Origin of the sequence: Mucilaginibacter sp. (assembly GCF_041660805.1) — a bacterium.
In the GTDB taxonomy this organism is placed as follows: domain Bacteria; phylum Bacteroidota; class Bacteroidia; order Sphingobacteriales; family Sphingobacteriaceae; genus Mucilaginibacter.
On the sequence record NZ_JBAZVP010000001.1, the window covers coordinates 37,857 to 57,080 of the forward strand.

Consider the following 19,224-nt stretch of genomic DNA (forward strand, 5'->3'; position numbering starts at 1 on the left):
GGCAAAAATGAGTTGATTACGCTGTGAAATAGCTGCGCTTAGTTGCTGTACCGCAGGAGCAGATCGGCTTTTGGGATTATGTCTACGCTGTCATTTTACCGGTGGCAGATCTATCATCCGATGGAAACAACATCATGCGGAGATTTGGGCTTGCCGGCAGTTTAACCCGGGAATGCCAGTCAGGCTGACTGATTGTGATCAGCCTGCGCGATGGGTAACGGGTTCTTTTTTCATCGTCTACCTTTTCCAAATAGACATCCTCAGGCGTTACCCAATAGGTCTAACCACGCAATATGACCGTCTGGCAATTCGTCGGTCATATCTCCGATCAGGGGCAGCGCCGGATCGTCAATCGCGCTTTTATGAAAGATACCATCCCTGCCGATCACTTTGTAAGCAAGTTCGCTGCAAATCGCGAAGACGGTGGGCTTTATAGTCAGCTAACCGGATCTGGTTTATCTTCAACCGGACGAATGCGCTCAAATGTTTCCAGCAGGCCTGCTATAAGGCTTTTATCCGCGACAACACCAGCTTTCTTAAAATGCTTCTTTTTGGGCTTATCAAACTTCTTTTTAATGGTACGAACTTTTAGTATGGCATTCTTATCGTGTTTCAAGAGTTCTGCAACCATGTTATAAGCATAAAGGTAACCTGTATACGGAGTGGGTGTGTGAAAGATTTTCAGGTTCTTCGTTTTCTCCTCTGTATAAACTTTTAAAATAAACAGCATGCCCTTCTTCCAGGTTATTCGTTTCATTATCCCCGTTGGGCGACAATAGATTTATCACCTCATGGGATAGTTGAAATATGCCCTCGTCGTGGTTGGTTTTCGCGCCTGAATGCAAAGTGATGTTTACTTTATATTCTATTGGATGGCCGGTAGTGTTGCTCTCCGGGTAACTTAAATACAGGCCATCAGGTTCATAGCAAATCTCATTAAATTCCCATTTCTTAACCTTTTTTCCATAAAGGGATTGCGCCTGCTCCAAAATCCCGGGAACAAGCCTGGTGTATTCGGATGTAAAATCAGGTATTGCTGCTGATGTTATTGCCATGGCGATTATTTGATAGCAAATATCCTCATTTATTGGCGAATACCGGCCTCTCATGACACACGCCTGGAAGTCTTTATCGCCTACGGCTCCAATGGCATTTTTTTATTTAATCAATTATTATTTTAAACGAAACGGGTAAAAAGCGCAGCTAAAATCAAGCCCGGATCTGTCGTGGGGTTTGCAAAAGACTACGGCATAAACGGTTTCCTCCCCAAAGGGTCCCCTCCAATTATTCCGTTTCCTTTTGCCCGCTGCCGGGCTTTTCGATTTGCTTTCTTTTTTCCCTTTTTCTTTTAAAAATAATCAATCAAGGCAAGGCGGCGAAAGGAAGAGCAAACAACACATTATTCATTATTAACGGCGGAGCCCTCTTGGGTTCCGCTAGAAAACAGATTTACAAACGAAGAAACATTAAAAATTATGCTATTCACAGGAAGATTAACCGCAAATGCAGCAATCAATGCGTTAACAAGGGACAAACAGGTCATCAATTTTACCGTAGCGATTAACCAAAAATGGAAAAACAAAGCGGGCGAAAAAAAGGAGAAAACTGCATTCGTTGAATGCGCCTACTGGCGCAATTCAGGCATTGCCGAATACCTCACCAAAGGGGCAGTAGTGGAAATTTCGGGATGGATGGAAGCGCAGGCCTACCAAAGCAAAAAAGACGGCATCCGTGCGAGGCTGATTTGCACCTGCGACACCATCAAGCTTTTTTCTTTAGTGGCAAAAGCTGCCGAGCCTACCGACAGCGCAGGGAAAAGGGCGGTAACCATAGAGGCAGGCGCAAAGGACGACGACGACCTAAAATGCTAAGCAAATCCAGTCATTAACAAATTTCAAAACACTTAAAAATTACCATCATGGCACACCATATCAGTTTCAACGAGCAAACAGGACAACACAGTTTTTTCAGCGTAAAAGAAAGGGCATGGCACGGATTAGGGCAAATCGTAGAAGATTACCCCACCAGTAAGGAAGCATTAACTTTTGCAGGGCTTGACTTCAATGTAGAAAAACGCCCCCTGTTTACTTATGATACCGAAAATCATACAGGCAATCCCGACACAGATATTTTAATCCCTGAAATCGAAGTGCCGAATTATTTTGCGACCGTCCGTACTGACACCGAACAGGTTTTAGGGGTAGTAGGTAAGGATTATGAAGTGGTACAGAATGTAGACGCCTTTGGGTTTTTCGACGCCATCGTTGGCGGTGGTGACGGTTTGCTGTACGAAACCGCAGGGGCATTAGGCAAAGGCGAACGCATATTTATTACCGCTAAACTGCCCGGTTATATCCGTGTCGGCAAAGACGATTTTATAGAAAAGTACTTATTTCTCACCACCTCCCACGATGGTTTCGGAAGCATCACCGCAGCGTTTACTCCCGTGAGAATTGTGTGTAACAACACGCTTAACGCCGCTATGCGCAATCATACCAACGCCATTAAAATACGTCATACCGCATCCGCAAACGACCGCCTTAAACAGGCGCATACGCTTATGGGTATCAGTAACAAAATGGCTGATGAAATGCAGGAAATCTTTAATCATTGGTCAACCGTCCGCATCACCGATAAGGAGGTGAAGAAACTGATACAGGTTGCTATGGTGCCAAATAAAGAGGTACTAAACAACCTGATGGCAGGCAAGACCGATGAATTGTCAGCTACTTACACCAACATGGTAGACAGGGTTTACGAATATGCCATGAGCAGCCCGACACAGCAAATGGAAACTACTGCGGGTACTTTGTTCGGCGCTTATAATTCGGTAACCGGCTATTTCCAAAACGTACGGAACTACAAGGACGGCGAAGCCAAATTCAAATCCATCATCGAGGGAACAGCTAAACAAAGAGGGCAAACCGCCTTTGATTTGTGCCTTGACTTCTCCAAACACCTGAACGATAATTTTCTGCACTTCAATTAATCAACTCAAAGGGGGAGCAATCCCCCTTTACAAAATATCATCAACATGACACGCTCTAATCTTCATATCATTTTAAGCGACGGCGAACATATCAAATGTGTTGCCGACAGCAGCACCGCACCCGAACAGGGCTATATCGTAGAGGACTTTTTATTACCGCTCTTATCACTTAAACAAGTTGGTAAAGAAATGGCGCTCATCAGGGAGCATTGCACCATGGACGAACAGCGAAGCAACGCCACCTATCGCTACGAGATTGATTTACCCGCCCAAAACATTACCCTCTATGAGGAAAATTATATTGCCGCAAAGGACACCTTTAAAAGGGGCTTAGACCTGACAGGCCGTTATATCTCTTATCTCAAAAAGATAGAGAATGAAGCGGCAAAATATACCAAGCGCAAATTTAAGCACCTGTCCAATAAGGAACTCATTAAACGGGCGAACAGCCTGCCTGACTTCCAATGGGACGACGAGGGCTCGGAACTCACCCGCAGGAGCCTGCTATCCAATGGCGCTTTCATTTACCGAATGAAAGGGCATGCCCTCATCATCCTTAAAGACGAACAGTAATTATCCACCTTAAAACATCCAAAATGACAACGAACTTTTTTCAGAATATCGCCAGTCTGAACCTCCAAGGGGTTTGGAGACTGGTTATCACCACCGACGATAAAGGCGGTTTTATCGTATCGCAATTATTCAATACCTCCTGCGGCGACAAGGCCGTAAACCTCATTGTTCCGCTGACCCTTTCAGGTACAGCCGAAGATTTGGACGAGGGTTTTTTTGACAAGGTTACCGAACCCACCATCAAAAGCGCAGGCTTACAGGTCAATATGGAAGCCCATTTAAAAAGTGTCGAGCAAGCGAAAGCCGCCTCTAAACTGGAGCAGGACAAAAAGAACAGGGAGAAAGCACAGGCAGCAGCAAACGCTACCAAAAAAACCGATGATGCCGAACTGCCTGGGCCTAAAATCAGCAAAGAGGAAAAGAAGAAATTATACGATGAAGCGATGGAGCAGGTGACCGAACTGATAAAAAAGTTCAAATTCTCTGAAGCCCTGACCATCCTGCCAACCGTCGAAGAACACCCGAACAAGGAAAATGAACTGAAAAAGAAAAGGCAGTATTTGACGCAACAGGCTGGCCTGTACGAAAAAGTATTAATTGATTATAACGCTTAATTCCCAAAGCCATGATACAGACAAAATTATTACCACGAATTTTTATCCATACCGAGAACGGCCAGAAAATACGGCTGACCGACCCCAACGAAGATTTCAGCCCCGAAGCGGTTTGCAATCATTTTTCGGGCCTGTACGCCATACTGACCACCGCCAAAATCGTCGGCCCTGAATTTCAGGACGATTTTAGGGAGTACGAATTTGTATCGACCATAGGCACGAAAGGTTAACCATAAACACCATGAGCAGCCCCCAAACTTTAATTACTCATGGTAGCTTCATTGTCCTAAAACGGCGAAGCGCTCTTGAGTGCCATTGAGAAATAATCATAGCACGAAAAAAAGCAAATAGTATGAATGAAAACAAGCAAACTGAAAACAGATTGATACCACAACGAAAACAACCGCAATGGAAACTACATCAGCAAATCGCACACTTCGCCACAGACCTCGACAGGTTACCCGATGCGCAGGAAGCAAGGCAAAACCCGCCACGCTCAGCCCCGCAGCACCTGTTGCCGATGGTTTTTTAAGGTACCCTTTTACGCCCATGTACGCACCTGCACGGGAGTTGCCCGAACGTTCAGCTACAGAACGGGATTTTTTTAAATCCCGTTCTTACCTCGAAAAGCATTACGGTTTGGAACTGACCGATTTTCGTTCCCTGTCCTACCCGTATAATTTGCTGATGGCGGAAAGGGAATTGCACCATAAACTCCGGGTGAAAGACAAATACCGCCACCTGAATATTATCGGGCAGGAGAACAGCGAAATATGTTTAACAATAGAAGAAACGTTTGACGAGGATTTTTGCCTGTACTATATCCCTGTTATGCCGGTTTACCAGTTATGGCAAAACCCGGCGCATATTCCCTGCGCCGAATTGCTGACCGCCGTTTGCGCATACCTCTATGCAGATGCGGGTATCAGTTACTATCGGGATGACGATACCTATATGTATTACAATTACGAAGCTTTGGAAGAGTGGATAAATGACGATTGGGGCGATTGCGAAGATGACGAATACGCCCACGAAAAGGCAGCGCTCGAAAACGCCAAAATACAGGGTGATTTCCTGCAGGCTAAAATGATGGAAACAGGTTTTCGCCAAAGTCTGGACAACCTGATAACCGGTTTCAAAGCTATTACCGACTTTGAAAAGGATTGCCTTGATTTGGCGCAAACCTGCCTGCGATTAGGAAAGGATTTCCCAAACGCAAACCTTTTTCAGCATGCCAGTTTACAGGATTATGAGGCGGAGGATTATGAAGATAACTACGTAGGCATGCATGAATATATCTCCTTTATCGGGAGCGTGAACGACGACCTGAGTGACCGCCTGAAAAGTATGGTCAACGATGATTTTAACGAGCGCGCCCGTTATCAGGAACCCGAGGTTATCACCTTTTTTAACCAACCGCAACCCGCCTATACCAATGAATTAGCCTATGAGCAACGGGCGTTCGGACTGATAGACGATTTGTGTACCCTTTTATACCGCAAACCATGAAAGAATTAACAGGCACATTCGGAAACCTGTACGAGCCGGTAAAGGCCTTAATCATCCTGTGCAAAACAGGGGAGAGCCACCAGTCCGATTACTATATCGAAAGTTACGACATGGATGAGAAAGGTTGCCCCATCAACGGGCATCCCTTATCCGTCAGGGAAAGCAACAACTTAGCTAAGGCTTTACAGGTAAATGAAAAGAAAGCACAGGGATTCTTAACGCCTAAAGGCCTGATGCCCTCCAATGTTCTGCACCTGAACAGCGGTGCGGACGGTTATGTCATATGGCACACGCCACCACAACCTGTAAAACTACTCTTTACCGAAAATTTGGGCATCCCATCGGCATTGGCAAATATTCCTGCATTGGTTTGGAAAGCAGGCAAGGGAAGCCTGCAGGTATTCGCCGTTGTGGACACTGTTTTTCAGGAATCCACACCGCTGTTTTACGCCCCGTTCTTCAACCTATATAACGATGGCAGGGTATGCATGGGCAACGTGCGCATCCGTATCCCGAACGATTGCGGTTTGGAGCAATTCATGGAACTGTGGCAGGACTACTTTTTTAACAGCTATTTCAGCCACTTGATAGGAGGGCATGAACCCATCAAAGGCAATATCGTGCAGTTATGGCAACAACTGACCGCCACCGCAGCACCATTTCCAACCGAAGTATTAAATGCAACCAAATACCAACTCAAAAACCTGATAAGATGAAAACGTTAACCGCCGTACATATAACCGATAGTTATTTAGTTAACCCTGCCAATCCCATCACCGTAAACCTTATAGGAGCAGGGGGGACGGGCAGCCAAATGCTGACCAGCCTTGCCCGTATGAACCAGGCCATGCTGGCGCTGGATTATCCCGGTCTGATGGTTACTGTTTACGATGATGATACCGTCAGCCCTGCCAACCTCGGGAGGCAGCTTTTTGCAGAGGCGGAAATAGGCTTACATAAATCTGTCGCCTTGGTTAACCGTATCAACCGCTTTTTCGGCACGAACTGGAAAGCGGTTACCAAACGCTATGACACCGAAACCCGCCAATATTTACCGGATGGGGGCAAGGCCAACTTTTATATTACCTGCGTGGATAACGCCGCCGCCCGATTTGAAATCGCCCGAATCTTAGGGGAGTACAAGAACTATCGGGGCTATGAGCGCAACAAGCCGCTCTACTGGATGGATTTAGGCAACAGCAAAGACACGGGACAGGTTATCCTTTCTACCATCGGGAAACTCAAACAACCCGCCTCGGAAAAGTTTGCGCCCGTGGGTAACCTGCCCTTTGTGACCGAGACTTTTAAAGGCTTACTGGAAACAGCGGATGCGACCGATGACACGCCAAGCTGTTCTTTAGCCGAAGCCCTCACTAAGCAGGATCTGTTTATCAACTCCACCTTAGCCAATATGGGCGCTTCGCTTTTATGGCAGTTGTTCCGTGAAGGCATCTTATTAAACCGCGGGTTTTTTCTGAACCTGCATGACTTTAGGACACAGCCGCTAAAAGTGGTATTTGATCAAACTGAAAACGCAGAGCAAGCCGCCGCCTGATGCGGCTTAACAGGTTGAACGTGATAGGAGTAAGGGGTGTGCCCGGAACTTGCTGCTGTAAACCTGAAAAAGCGCGCCGCACTGCCACTTGCTCCTTGCATCCGCAACAGGCAGTGCGGCAGATGGTACGCTTGACTTTCCAAAAGTCAAATCCCGGCTATGCCTCAATTGCCTTTTGGAAATACAAGCGTTAGTTTAAGCAGGTGAACAGGGCTACCCAACCAATCGAATGGCTATTTCCGCCTTGGACGTTTAGGCTTTTGTGGCGAGATCCTGTTATCCCTGCGCGGATTAACTGTTGCCGGCCTGCCGGCAGGCTTTTCCTCAGCGAACCGAACGCTGATTGTCCGGCCTTCCATTGATGTTCCGTCTAGTGCCGCAATCGCGCGTTTGGCACCGGCATCATCATTCATGGTGATAAAGCCATAGCCTTTGGGCTGCCCGGTTTCTCTATCAGTCACCAAAGTGACCGTATTGACAGTGCCATGGATACTGAATAATTCAACAAGCGCGATCTGTTGATACTCTTTCGGAAAACCTACAATAAATAACTTAGCCATAAATCAGGGGTAATATAACCATCTGGCCGGAAAAATAGAATTCTAATTAAAAAACGAGCATGGCTGTTGGCGGCAGGTCAGACCAGGGTGGATGCAAAAAGATGTGGAAAAAGCCCCTTAAAGATGGCCTCTTCATAAACTACAACAATTACCTCGATCTCCTCCCTGCTGTATGTAGCCTGGAGGCGCTCTGCATAAAATAAGTTCCCGTCTTCAAGCTCCTCAAAAGCCCTGATCACTTTTTCATCACTAAAAAAATCACTGATCTTAAAATTTACGGGATCCCCGGTTTGCGGAATATGTGGTGGATTCTCAAAAATGATATTTTGGGGACCCTCATATTCCGGGTAAAATAACTGCGTATCGAACTCAAAGCGAACTATTGTTTTCATGTGCTGGCGGTTTGATAAATGAATTTCGGCATTTATTTTTAAGAAACCAATACCAAGGCGCTGATTTGCAACACTTAACCCGCTTACGGAGTTGAAATATAATCTAAAGTATTTTCAGCGGTTTCCCGAAATATTTTTAGATTTTCCCTATAACTCCGCCCGATCCGCTTTATCTGATTACATCCCTTACTGGGCAAATATCGAATTATTTCAAGGATGATTTAAGCAAAATAGCCTTTTAAGTTAGGATTCGATTCCCTCAAGGGGCTGAATTTTAGTCTTTTTACCATTTTTTTATATAGCTGTTTATGTGATTTAATCGATTTTTATGCTGTCAAATGCCTTCTCCATAGCCAGTTCTTTCACGCCGGGTACTTTCAACCCTTCGGCACGGAAGACCGTTAAATCAGTCATTCCCAAAAAGCCGAGGAAAGCCGTTAGGTAAGGAGCAACGAAGTCATTAGCTTTCCCTGGTCCTTCTGAATAAACACCACCAGAAGACATGGCGATATAAATTTTTTTACCGGCAACCAGTCCAATAGGTCTACCATCTTCACCGTAACCAAAAGTTATTCTTGGCCTGGTAACATGATCGATCCAGGCCTTAAGCGAGGTATGGATAGTGAAATTGATTAGTGGTGCACCGATAACGATAATATCCGCTGCTAGCAGTTGCTTCACCAGCTCATCAGAAAGGTAATTGGATTTCTGATCCTCTTCACTAAGCTGCTCAACAGGAGTAAATAATGTACGAAGGGTATTCGGGGTGAGGTGCGGAATTTCGCTTTCGACCAGATTTAATTCTTCCAAGGTACTACCTGGATATTTGCCCTGGATTTTTTCGACGATCGCATGGCCCAGTTTAATGCTGTAAGATGCTGCACCTTGCAGACTTGATTTTAAATGAAGAATATGTTTCATAGCATTTACTTGATTAATTTGATGAAGCAAAGCTATGGTTACCAGGTGGTAAAAAGTGAGTACTTACCCAAAGGTAAGCGCTTACGTTGAGGTAAGTGATTATCTTTGCCTTAATGAAAATCATTAAAAATGAACTGCTTCCAAGCCCGGCAGAATGTGCAGGCTCACTGAAGAACGTCCTTGATGCACTATATGTCCTCAATGGAAAATGGAAGCTCGCTTTGATCCTTTCCCTCGTGCAATCATCAAAGCGTTTTAACGAGATTCAGCATGAAGTAACCGGCATATCCGCCAAAGTATTAGCTAATGAACTAAAAGATTTGGAATTGAATGACTTTATTAAGCGTAATGTTTATCCAACTACACCAGTCAGTATCATTTATGAAGCAACCGAGTATAGTCTGACTTTGAAAAGCGTGTTAGTTGAGCTAAGTACATGGGGTGAACAGCACAGGGATAAAGTCAAACTAAGCATGCGAAAACAGCCTTGAGCACGACCGGAAATATTTCTTATGTGCATCAAACGTTTTGATTACGGAAAGGCAGTGAATAGCTATCCGCCTTGCTAGTAAGCAAATATGCTTATTCTTTATTCATTTTTATTTTATCGTTAGAAATCAGGTCGACATCCTAATTCAATTTTTTCACTTAAAAATTAACGTTATGGAAATGCGTAAAGAGGTCTCAAGATCTTAGAAGCCAATAAGCCCGCTAAATCATACCTGAAAACAATCGCTCATAGTTAAGATGAAATTGCAACATATTTTTCAGACAAATTAGGCATCATTAACAAATATTCATTTGAAGAACTAAAATCAATCTGAAACTCACTTTCTATAACGGCACAGTTGCATGATAACCAAGGCGTAACGCAATGCCTTTACGGTGTAGTTTAGTTCCGTTAGCAGTAGAATATACTCTGCAATTTATTTTTTTTAATTCTTTGACAACTGCTGGATTTGGATAGTGCTTTGATCCATCACAAGATATATAGGCTACTTTCGGTTTAAAAATATTGATTAGTTCTGAATTGATATTATATCTGCTACCATGATGAGGTACATCAAGCCAATCTAAATCCGATAAATCATATTCATCATGCGCTTTTTTGAGCGCTATTGGACCTGCATCTGAGGTAAATAGATATCGGCCCTCTTGGGGCGTAAAAAGCAAAATTACACTGCTGTTGTTTTCCTTGGAACGATCATTGTCTTTATCAATTAATTGTTGTGAGTTTAATAACTCAAATATTGGCTCTCCACCAATTTCTGCTTTAATCAATAAACTTTCTTCTTCAAATAGTTGATTAATGTCGCGAAAACGGCTTAATAGTATTTCGTAATAACTTTTAGTTGGGCCTACTACCGTAAGGGGTGCATATTCATATTTTAATCCAGCAAAAGGTTCTCTATCTCTTTTGATACCCTTTTTATCAATCAACGAAATTAAACTTTCGGAGAAATTCAAACTTTCAAATACATACTTTAGAGCTTTTTCAATTTCATTATCATAACCAAGTTCGTCACGTATTTTTTGAACTTCTACTTTGTGATTTGCGGGATCATGAATCCAAAATTCTTTGATTTCAATATTTTCAACTACGTAAAAAAAGCCACCTATATGATCTCCATCAGGGTGCGTACAAATTGCCAGGTCTATATATTTTTGATCGGTATACTTCTGAATATGATCAACAATTTTTTTACCGTCACCTTTGTTACCCGCATCGATCAAAATCACTATTTCTTGGTCGTGGGTGTTGAAGTATCGCACGACAATAGCGTCTGCTGCACCCACTGATAACATTTCAATTTCAAAAGCCATATTGTTTAAATAAAAAGAGAAGGACAATAAAGTCTTAATTGCAGTTCCGTTAATTTGCTCGCGTGAATAATCATATCTTCAATCAATGCTACTTTTATTGGAATTAAATTCGTCCCAATTGTTCGTATTTTTTTCAAATTTTCCGCAGATAAAGCACCTGTTATAATTGATTCTATCTTACAATTGTTATGGAGTAAGGTTTCAATTTCAGCGCGATATAGTTTTGGGTTAGCCTGCCATACTTCTGGTATGTGATGGGCGTTAACGACATCTATTAAAAGATTCTTAGAAATCATATTATCTACAAATCCAGGTACGCAACTGTTTAAATCCCAACCTAATGACTGATAGGCAACCTCACGCCCGGTTGAATTTTCATATATATTTTGTATCATTTGAAAATTTTTGATTCGCCCCATAAAGAGTTCGACAGTACGCAGCAAAAGCGTAATTGTATTGTTGTATAATCCCTGGAGTGGTAAGTTATTACCCGCATCACTAACTAATATGATTTCGCAAGCATAGGAACTATTTTTTTGAGTTATTTTATGGACGCCTTGATTATCGTATACTCCGCCATCAATTAATTGTGGATCAACGGTGCCATATTGTTCTTGATTTAAAAAAAAATCTTTTGCGATGCTAACAGGGGTGAACGCAAATGGCACGCATGAGGATGCAACTACAGCCCTCGCAATTGGGAAATGGTCTCCAATAAATTTTATGGGTACCGGCCGATAAGCGTAGTTGGAATCTTCCATTTTTCTTTTGGAAAATGTGAATTGCCTCCCAGTTTGCAAGTTAGTTGATCCAATTGCAATTTCAGGCTGAGAACGTAGCATAGATAGAGTTGCCTTTCTGTAGAAAAATTCATCATATGCCTTTTCTATTACACTGCTGACGGGGAAAATTTTAAACTGATAGGTAATTAATACGTATATAGAAATCAATAAAATCACCAACGTTAGAGGCGCCCAATTTGTAAAGAGCAAGTAAATGAAGAATCCGAAAATTATAACACCCGATAAAGCTAATCTTATAAAAATCCATGATTTTAGAATGAACCCTATAACACTTTTAGTGGATAATAAGCTTTTCATTCTCACTTCAAAATCTTCAAATTTACCGCCGTCTAAGCAATAGGCGGCTCCTGTGATGGAGCCCCCACTGATTGTTGACATTACATCAATCTTCCCAAGCAAATTTAACTCATGCAACTTTTTCAAAGTGCCAAGATGAAAAGTAGCAGCGCGATAACCGCCACCTGAAAGCGCAACACCAAATCTTTTATTTCTAATCATCTCATTCAAAAACAAATGGTAAAAGTTTAGTAGTTGTTACGATTAATGCTAGCGTCGGTATTGGTATGTTGTTATTAATAGCAACTAATTTCTCGACCGTATCTTTATCAGTACCGCTTAAGTGCTCTAAATCCATTGGGTGGGTATGCCATTCACCTATATATCCTATAATTCCACCGGTAACTAACTTTATGTCATCAATTGCTTCAGGCAACCCCTTAATTCCTCTTAAAAAAGTTGAAGGTGTTCCTTTACTGTCTTGGGTTTCAGTTATAAAATCGAAAACGTGTATGATGCGTGTTTTATAATTGGCAACTCCTACCAAAACACCTCCTGTTTCACGTTTTCCTTTCTTTGCACATTGTTTTAAAAGGGCTTTTGTGACCCCACTTACCATTCGTATTTGCCACCCACTTCCAGCGTTACATTCATATATTTCAAAGGCATCTACATCATAGTCAGCGCTACGCAACACAGGAATTTCTTCAGTATCAAACTTGCTGATATAAAGAAAGCCCTTTTTACGTATTTCTGCCTTATTCGCTTCGTTTGCTAAAAGTTTTGAAAACACACTTGCATGGAATGATATTACATCATCTGAAACCACGGTAGTGGTAGAGCTACAACCCAGCCCCACATCAACGTTAGTAATTTCTCGCTTCGCATCACCTAACCGCCACTGCTGGAGATCATAATTAGCTGTTGCTTTAAAATAGGCTAAGTTGACCAAATCATCTATCCTTGGGTTCCTGCTTTCTCCTTCGATATACAAAAGACCTAATGTGCCTTCGTCAGCCAGTTCACAACGACTAATTTTTAAATCATTAGGTGCCGATAACAACGTTAAATAGTTTAATACGTCGAAACTGGCTGTAGTATCAACGAGCCAGTTGTATTTTTCAAGTTCTTCTTTGTCTACCAGGATTAAGTCATGTGGGTACGCCTTAAAATTTTTCGTTGTGTCCAGATGATAGAAATCTGAGATTTCGGCGATAATTGCATCAGCTTTGTTTTGACCAACCCTATTTTGGTACAGGGCATGACGAACTATATTGTGCTGTAAAATTTTATCCCCATCTACCGCGCCAATGGTCAACTTTCCACATCTCGCATCATGAATGATAATCTTTGATCCTAAAGAGCCGGCTCCTATAAATATAGTTTTGGCGTCGCGACATTCATTTGTCAATTTCCCTGCAAGTTCTTTGCTAAAAGGTTCGATGTGGGACAAACTTGCAACCTTTGCATGATCAGGGAGTATGCCGCCTTTAAGTTCAGATAAGCTGATTGAAAAATTAAAAAACTCGTAATTTCCGCCATAACCCACCATCTTTTTAGGTCGGTGTACCGCGTAAATTATAGGTAAGTGCGTTCTGAAATCAAGTTTGGAATCAAGATATATTTTTAGTGCCTTTTTTACGTCTACTCCGGCTAAAGAGAGCATTTCTTTAAACTGGCCCCAATTTTCAGGCAACTGAGTATCGTAACTTCCGTCGGCAGTTTCGATTGGGGACCAAAGTAATAGCGAGAAATTAGGATGCGCAATTCCTCTAACCCCGCCCTTAGAATAATATTCTTTTGTAACAGAGAGAGCTGAAGGTAAACCGATAAATGGTATCGCGGATATGGTTTTATAAGTTAAGCTATCATCAATGGCCAAATCACTTTTATAAACGCATCCTAAACAAATAGCCATCGGAAGCTCGTTTACATATCTTTGATCAAGCCTTACAACTTCTTCAAGTGTTTGATATTTATAAATATTAAAGCCACCATAAGATTCAAGTCTTATAGGATCAAATTCATCGCCGTCATCTACCAATGTACCTGTTACTGCTTTAAAAAACCACTGTTCCCCCACTAAAAGAAAATCTTTAATAGTTTTATTAGCAAACCATTCATTCGGGCTATTTCTTACTAAGCAAAGCTTTGCAGGGGCATTAGAGGCTGTACTATATAAATGTGGTAGCTCTCGTTTAGGAAAATTCTTTCTATCACTTAATATCGATGGCATAACGTTAGGGTAATACTCTAACAGAAATTTAATCAATACGGGTTCTTCTCCACTAATGTCTATTCCTCCAACCACGCCTTTTGGCGGTATTGAAACTTTAAAGATCACTGGCAGAACAACAGAATTTTCATCGTACGACAATACTCTTACATCAGCCATATTGAAATAGGCTTTGATATTCTGTATAGCTGCTAAAATGCTGGGGGGGATTTCCCCCCCAAACATTTTAAGGTCATCACTAAAATACATTTTGTGAACCTTGTTTGATAAACGTTGAAGCAGCACCACCTCCACCGCCCGAAGTAAGCGCACCACCAATTTTGGAATTTGGCGATTTTGTTGGCCCATTCGGCGTAAGTACAAAAATGATGGGTTGAGGTGTATCACCGTCCATATCATTTGTACTTGTATTTAAAAAATTGCTTTCTCCTACTACCTTGACATATTCGGCTTTCGCCTTGTGATGTGGTGGGTTATCGGTGTTATTTTTAATTTTTTTGCTAGAAGCAACCACCTTCGCCCCTTTGTTTTTAAAACTCAACGCTTCAAGCGAAGTCGCTACCGGTTCAGGGTTATCTTCTTGCGGATGTTGATTAAAAAAAGTCCATGAGCAATGATGTGGCGCTATAAAAATATCCCAGTTTAGCGCTTTCTTATTCACATCATTTTTAAATCTTTTCGTGCGTTTAAGAATAGTTTCCCAAGTGGTATAATCCGAATCACCTGTAAAGAACACTAAACATGAAAAGTCTTTGCTGGTTGAACTTTCCTTAAACCTGGCCTGAAACACAATACTTGCAGAGTTTTTATCCTTCTCATTTGAATCCAAGTGAATTTTGAACGGTGCGTGAATGAAAATAGAAAACGTATCGTGATCCTTATCGTTAAAACGTGATACGATATCGCCTGGAACAGCCCTCAGGTGATTCAGATCCTTATAATCTTTATTGCTATCGTAACCAATAATTTTGATACGGTTGCCTGGATTATCTTTCTCAGCATGTTTCTCTCTGTGCATTTTTAGCCTTCGTTCAGCTTCGCATTGATGAGCGTCCTCATCATCATTGGTGTACTGCTCAGCAATCATAGGAGAAAACCACATGGTATCCATGATGATTAGTTCTTCTTTTAGATGCTTTTCGCCATAGTTTTTTGGATCTCCCTGATAGAAGTTCGCCTTAAAACCGCGGCAATGATCTTGGTCACCGTGGGTTAAAATAAATACGTCTACAAATGGAATTTTATTCCTGCGTTTGATGGAGCTTAACAAATCTTTATGTACGTCGTACATTTCTTTGTTGTCATCCCCTTTGCAACCTTCACGTATATTGCAATCGACTAGCAAAGTAGTTTCATCGCTTAACGTAATAAGTGTTTGATCGCCATTCCCAACCGGGTAAACTTTGATCGAGTTTTTAACGACTGCCATTAGATTGTATCCTTTCTGCTATCATTGATAGCGATATGGTCGTTAAATGGATGACTAACCTCCAAGGCAATTCGATTGCCAGGGTTAATGTTGAACGGGATGCTTACAGGCGCAACATTGGTACCTGTATAACTTTTAGTAATTTTTTTTGCCATGCTTATATGTATTAAATAAAAAATACTGAAAGGCATTATGGCAAGCCTTTTTCAGTTTTCCGTCATAACGCTTCGGGAAATTCTAGCGCGTTTCAGGTAGCATGGATATGAACTTGTTCTTGTGATTTTTAAATAAAAATTTGAAAAATTCAAACTTTTAATACATTTGTCACGTAAACAATATTAACAACGTCATACCAGCGGGTCAGAATGGTGATTAGTCATCCCTGAAACGTTTGACACACTAAAGCCTGTTTGGATCGCAACTCCTTCGGGCTTTCTTTTATAAAGAACAAATCATTAAGTCGAAGCTCTTAGTGCTTAGCGACTTTATCTATTTCTGAAATTATCTCTTCGATAGTTTCATGCAATTCCGATCCAGCTTTTAAATACTCGTTGGGGAATTCCGTTTTCATATAATTCATTAAAGCGTAATAAACCGGCTTCAAAATCTGCTTATAATTGAAATCTTTAGAGCTGAAAATCTCTTTAGCAATTGCATATTGCTTTTTTGAAATTAGCAACACAAAATATTGAGTCAGTTCGCTAACTAAATGCTGTTTAAAGTCTTCGTCGTCATCTTTAAAAGCATCTTCCAACATCGGCTGCGCAAGCACCAAATACTCCAATGCTTTTTTAGTCTGATCGTCCCAAAGCAACGCTCTCGAATATTCAAGCAAAACTGTCGGACCTATAATTTTCTTATCGATCAAATTCACCTGCAATTGATCAATAATAAATTTTTTACGTTCAGTACGCTGTAAAGAAAAAGCACAATCTGATAAACATAAAAGGGCACTATGCCTGCCGAGATTGTACGCTTCTAAAAACATTTTCTCAGCTTTATCGTAATCGTTTTTCTTTTCATAATAATGAGCCAAGAAATGCGCAGACTCAGCTTCTTTATTTTTTATGCCAAGTTTTAAGAACCTAAGTCCTTCCTTAATATCTTTTACAGTATTTATTAAAAATTTTCCTATGTTATAGTAGCAATCTGGTGCTCCAATTTCAACTGCCTTTAGGAACAAACGTTTTGCGCCGTCCTCGTCGTAAAATTCTGGATCAAGGTAGGCTTTGGCTAAGTTTGTAACGGCAAATTTATCACCCTTCTCTATTGCAAGCTCTAATATCTTCCTGGCTTCTGCATCCAAGCCTTGTTGTTGCTTGATGCTAGCCAAATTATTCATTGCACTGATATCTCCATTAGTAATAGCCAATTCACACAAAGCAGCAGCTTCTTCATATTGCTTTACCTCATAATAGATCTTCACTAATGAAAGGATTGACAATTTAAAATCATTTTCAATCGCGATTTTGTGATATTTAACCGCCGCATCTAAATCATGCAATGCAAAAAAAGAAATTTGACCCAGGCGATACCCGGCTTCAAATTCGCCTTTATCAAGCGCAATCTTATAAAACTCAATTGCTTTCGGTAAATCACTGATACTTCGATCATAAATGTCAGCAATCGTAAATGCTGTTACCGCATCTTGTTTAATCTCCAATACTTTTTGCAAGAACTCAACAGCAGTCGAGTAATCATCCATCTTATAATATACCCAATAAGCAAAGGTGAAGTAATGCAAATCTTTGGGTTCAATTTCGTTTAGTGCATCAATAGCTTTATCAAAAGCGCCTTGTTGAACCAACGACTTAATTCTATTATAAAAGATTTCTCGCGATACCTTTAATTCTTCGATCATCCCCTTAGGAAGGTATGATTTAGAAGTTTGCCATACATCATATTTCATATCTGGGGACACATTTATACACGATAAAAATGTGTTACCCATATCTAAAGCTGCTAAAGAATCATAGTTCCCGGTCTTTAAATTTTTTATATACGCTGCTACGTGTTCAGATAATTCAGTTTTATTACACCAAGCATCATAAAATCGCACAAGCCATACAATATTCTCTTTATCTCTTCTACGACCAAATCGCATGAGATACCAGATATTTAAAAAGCGATCTTTTATACGATATAAGTTATTTTTAACTTTTGTATTTACTATCTCAATCGACTGATTTTTTTCTAAAGCATTAAGCACTGATGAAACATGCTTACTCTCAATTTTTGTAATAGCTGATATTTCTTTAGCTGAAATTGCATCCCAATTTCGTGCAATGACATCAATAACTTTTTGTTGCTGTGGGGATAACTGATCTAATTCTGCTTTATAGAGAAAAGTGAGGTCATCCAACAATTTATATAAATCCAAAATAGCCTTACCATTACCGTTATCTAAAAAAATTTGGAACAGGTAAGACATCGTGCGCGGATTTCCGCCAGTTAACCTTCTTAATGATTCAATTCTTTTGGGATTTTTGTTTAAGATTTGATGAATTTTATCTGATTGATTGGTTTGTTCCCCCAACTTCATTAATAACTTGATAGACTCCAATTTATTAAGGCCATTCAACTGAACAATATTGAAAAAGTGGGTAAATGGTTGATTTTCGCCCGAGACAGACTCAAAATACGTTGTTGAAGAACCTATTAAACTTAATGACGTAGAGCCCTCTAAAACCTCAAGTAATCTATACTGTTCGTCAACACCTATTTTTTTAAAAAACACGTCGATGTTTTCTATAAATAAAATTGCTCGCTTTTTATTACTCAGTAATTCCGCATTAATAATTTTTAAAGCTCTGGCCTCATCTTGTTCGTTACCTACCTGCGAAGCTTCAACTTGATCACTTAGGTGCTCAAATCCGGGCAGTTCGTCAAGACTGTCGGCTACATTTTCCCAAAGGTTCAATAATTCGGTAATATGATATTGCTCTTCGTTGAACATGATTGGTATAAAAAGCTTTTGCAGTTCATTATCATCTTCAATTGCATATTTCAGCCGATACAATAGTGTTGTCTTTCCAGCCCCGCGCTGGCCAATGATTAAATGGCTCTTTAGGGTGCTGTTATTCTTATTTAATTTTATTTCTGAAAATATGCTTTTGTAGGCGCTCAAACGCACAACAAAGCTTTCTAAAAGCACAGTTTTTGCTTTATTACCAGTATTGTTTCTTAAAAGTACATCAAGGTTAGTATCCATTTTTACAGCTATATCGCACTTAGCAATTTTTTTCTTGTCAAATATAAACAATTTTTTCGTTGCTAAAAATATTTTAGCAATTTTTTTATTGTCATGTTGTGTTTTTGTGATTATCCTTGTTAAACGGTGACGTGTAGCACTTGGAGACACAATGCCATACAAAGTAATCTAAGAATATACTGCGGAGCATAAACAGTTATAATCATATCATAATGCTGAAGATGTTGCGCTATAATGGGTTTGACAACATTTCCTGTCCAAGCCACCATTACCACAGGCCAAAGCAGGCAATGCCAAACTCGTAACAGGATTTGTTTTAAGATATCAACCAA

General features: G+C 40.8%; 22 protein-coding genes. 10 read left to right on the plus strand and 12 right to left on the minus strand.

Features of this window, described 5'->3' with window-relative positions; genetic code table 11:
• Positions 1-82: 82 nt before the first annotated feature.
• From WC743_RS00205 to WC743_RS00215, 3 genes are all read right to left on the minus strand, one after another.
• Positions 83-250, minus strand: coding sequence for a hypothetical protein (locus WC743_RS00205; RefSeq protein ID WP_373009695.1), 168 nt, complete (start codon positions 248-250; stop codon positions 83-85).
• A 186-nt stretch (positions 251-436) separates the two neighbouring features.
• On the minus strand, positions 437-631 hold the full coding sequence (locus WC743_RS00210) for a hypothetical protein (protein ID WP_373009696.1): 195 nt from the start codon (positions 629-631) through the stop codon (positions 437-439).
• Position 632: 1 nt separating this feature from the next.
• Positions 633-1,055 (minus strand): hypothetical protein, encoded by a 423-nt coding sequence (locus WC743_RS00215; RefSeq protein ID WP_373009697.1) that lies wholly within the window; start codon positions 1,053-1,055, stop codon positions 633-635.
• Between the two features lie 420 nt (positions 1,056-1,475).
• On the opposite strand from WC743_RS00215, the gene WC743_RS00220 reads away from it, so the two are divergent.
• The 9 genes from WC743_RS00220 (at position 1,476) to WC743_RS00260 (ending at position 7,240) form a co-directional block, all read left to right on the plus strand.
• Positions 1,476-1,871, plus strand: a complete 396-nt coding sequence (locus WC743_RS00220) for a single-stranded DNA-binding protein (RefSeq protein WP_373009698.1) — start codon at positions 1,476-1,478, stop codon at positions 1,869-1,871.
• Between the two features lie 47 nt (positions 1,872-1,918).
• Positions 1,919-2,989 (plus strand): DUF932 domain-containing protein, encoded by a 1,071-nt coding sequence (locus tag WC743_RS00225; protein ID WP_373009699.1) that lies wholly within the window; start codon positions 1,919-1,921, stop codon positions 2,987-2,989.
• 45 nt (positions 2,990-3,034) lie between these two features.
• The gene (locus tag WC743_RS00230; protein ID WP_373009700.1) at positions 3,035-3,562 is read left to right on the plus strand and encodes a hypothetical protein; all 528 of its coding nucleotides are present in this window, start codon (positions 3,035-3,037) and stop codon (positions 3,560-3,562) included.
• A gap of 23 nt (positions 3,563-3,585) precedes the next feature.
• The gene (locus tag WC743_RS00235) at positions 3,586-4,176 is read left to right on the plus strand and encodes a hypothetical protein (protein ID WP_373009701.1); all 591 of its coding nucleotides are present in this window, start codon (positions 3,586-3,588) and stop codon (positions 4,174-4,176) included.
• Between the two features lie 11 nt (positions 4,177-4,187).
• Complete coding sequence (locus WC743_RS00240) at positions 4,188-4,406, plus strand: PRTRC system protein C (RefSeq protein ID WP_373009702.1); 219 nt, start codon at positions 4,188-4,190, stop codon at positions 4,404-4,406.
• A 122-nt stretch (positions 4,407-4,528) separates the two neighbouring features.
• Positions 4,529-4,708, plus strand: a complete 180-nt coding sequence (locus tag WC743_RS00245) for a hypothetical protein (protein WP_373009704.1) — start codon at positions 4,529-4,531, stop codon at positions 4,706-4,708.
• Positions 4,709-4,725: 17 nt separating this feature from the next.
• Positions 4,726-5,685, plus strand: a complete 960-nt coding sequence (locus WC743_RS00250) for a hypothetical protein (RefSeq protein WP_373009705.1) — start codon at positions 4,726-4,728, stop codon at positions 5,683-5,685.
• On the plus strand, positions 5,682-6,401 hold the full coding sequence (locus WC743_RS00255) for a PRTRC system protein B (protein WP_373009706.1): 720 nt from the start codon (positions 5,682-5,684) through the stop codon (positions 6,399-6,401). The genes WC743_RS00250 and WC743_RS00255 overlap by 4 nt, the downstream gene beginning before the upstream one ends.
• Positions 6,398-7,240, plus strand: a complete 843-nt coding sequence (locus WC743_RS00260) for a PRTRC system ThiF family protein (RefSeq protein ID WP_373009707.1) — start codon at positions 6,398-6,400, stop codon at positions 7,238-7,240. The genes WC743_RS00255 and WC743_RS00260 overlap by 4 nt, the downstream gene beginning before the upstream one ends.
• Positions 7,241-7,473: 233 nt before the next feature.
• Here WC743_RS00260 and WC743_RS00265 read toward each other — a convergent pair whose 3' ends face one another.
• From WC743_RS00265 to WC743_RS00275, 3 genes are all read right to left on the minus strand, one after another.
• Positions 7,474-7,800: an RNA recognition motif domain-containing protein gene (locus tag WC743_RS00265; protein ID WP_373009708.1), complete on the minus strand. Its 327-nt coding sequence runs from the start codon at positions 7,798-7,800 to the stop codon at positions 7,474-7,476.
• Between the two features lie 77 nt (positions 7,801-7,877).
• Positions 7,878-8,192: a hypothetical protein gene (locus WC743_RS00270; protein WP_373009709.1), complete on the minus strand. Its 315-nt coding sequence runs from the start codon at positions 8,190-8,192 to the stop codon at positions 7,878-7,880.
• Positions 8,193-8,507: 315 nt separating this feature from the next.
• Positions 8,508-9,113, minus strand: a complete 606-nt coding sequence (locus WC743_RS00275; protein WP_373009710.1) for an FMN-dependent NADH-azoreductase — start codon at positions 9,111-9,113, stop codon at positions 8,508-8,510.
• A gap of 113 nt (positions 9,114-9,226) precedes the next feature.
• Between WC743_RS00275 and WC743_RS00280 the strand changes: the two genes are divergently transcribed.
• The gene (locus WC743_RS00280) at positions 9,227-9,604 is read left to right on the plus strand and encodes a winged helix-turn-helix transcriptional regulator (RefSeq protein WP_373009711.1); all 378 of its coding nucleotides are present in this window, start codon (positions 9,227-9,229) and stop codon (positions 9,602-9,604) included.
• Positions 9,605-9,947: 343 nt separating this feature from the next.
• Here the strand turns inward: WC743_RS00280 and WC743_RS00285 are convergent, their stop codons facing one another.
• From WC743_RS00285 to WC743_RS00310, 6 genes are all read right to left on the minus strand, one after another.
• A complete protein-coding gene (locus tag WC743_RS00285) occupies positions 9,948-10,937 on the minus strand; it encodes a ComEC/Rec2 family competence protein (protein WP_373009712.1) in 990 nt (329 codons plus the stop codon).
• A gap of 5 nt (positions 10,938-10,942) precedes the next feature.
• Positions 10,943-12,238, minus strand: coding sequence for a patatin-like phospholipase family protein (locus tag WC743_RS00290; protein ID WP_373009713.1), 1,296 nt, complete (start codon positions 12,236-12,238; stop codon positions 10,943-10,945).
• Between the two features lies 1 nt (position 12,239).
• Entirely contained in the window at positions 12,240-14,600 is a 2,361-nt protein-coding gene (locus WC743_RS00295) for a ThiF family adenylyltransferase (RefSeq protein ID WP_373009714.1), read from the minus strand.
• Complete coding sequence (locus tag WC743_RS00300; RefSeq protein WP_373009715.1) at positions 14,491-15,681, minus strand: hypothetical protein; 1,191 nt, start codon at positions 15,679-15,681, stop codon at positions 14,491-14,493. Before WC743_RS00300 ends, WC743_RS00295 begins: the two co-directional genes overlap by 110 nt.
• Positions 15,681-15,836 (minus strand): hypothetical protein, encoded by a 156-nt coding sequence (locus WC743_RS00305; protein ID WP_373009716.1) that lies wholly within the window; start codon positions 15,834-15,836, stop codon positions 15,681-15,683. Before WC743_RS00305 ends, WC743_RS00300 begins: the two co-directional genes overlap by 1 nt.
• A 314-nt stretch (positions 15,837-16,150) precedes the next feature.
• A complete protein-coding gene (locus WC743_RS00310; RefSeq protein WP_373009717.1) occupies positions 16,151-19,042 on the minus strand; it encodes a tetratricopeptide repeat protein in 2,892 nt (963 codons plus the stop codon).
• Between the last annotated feature and the right edge of the window lie 182 nt (positions 19,043-19,224).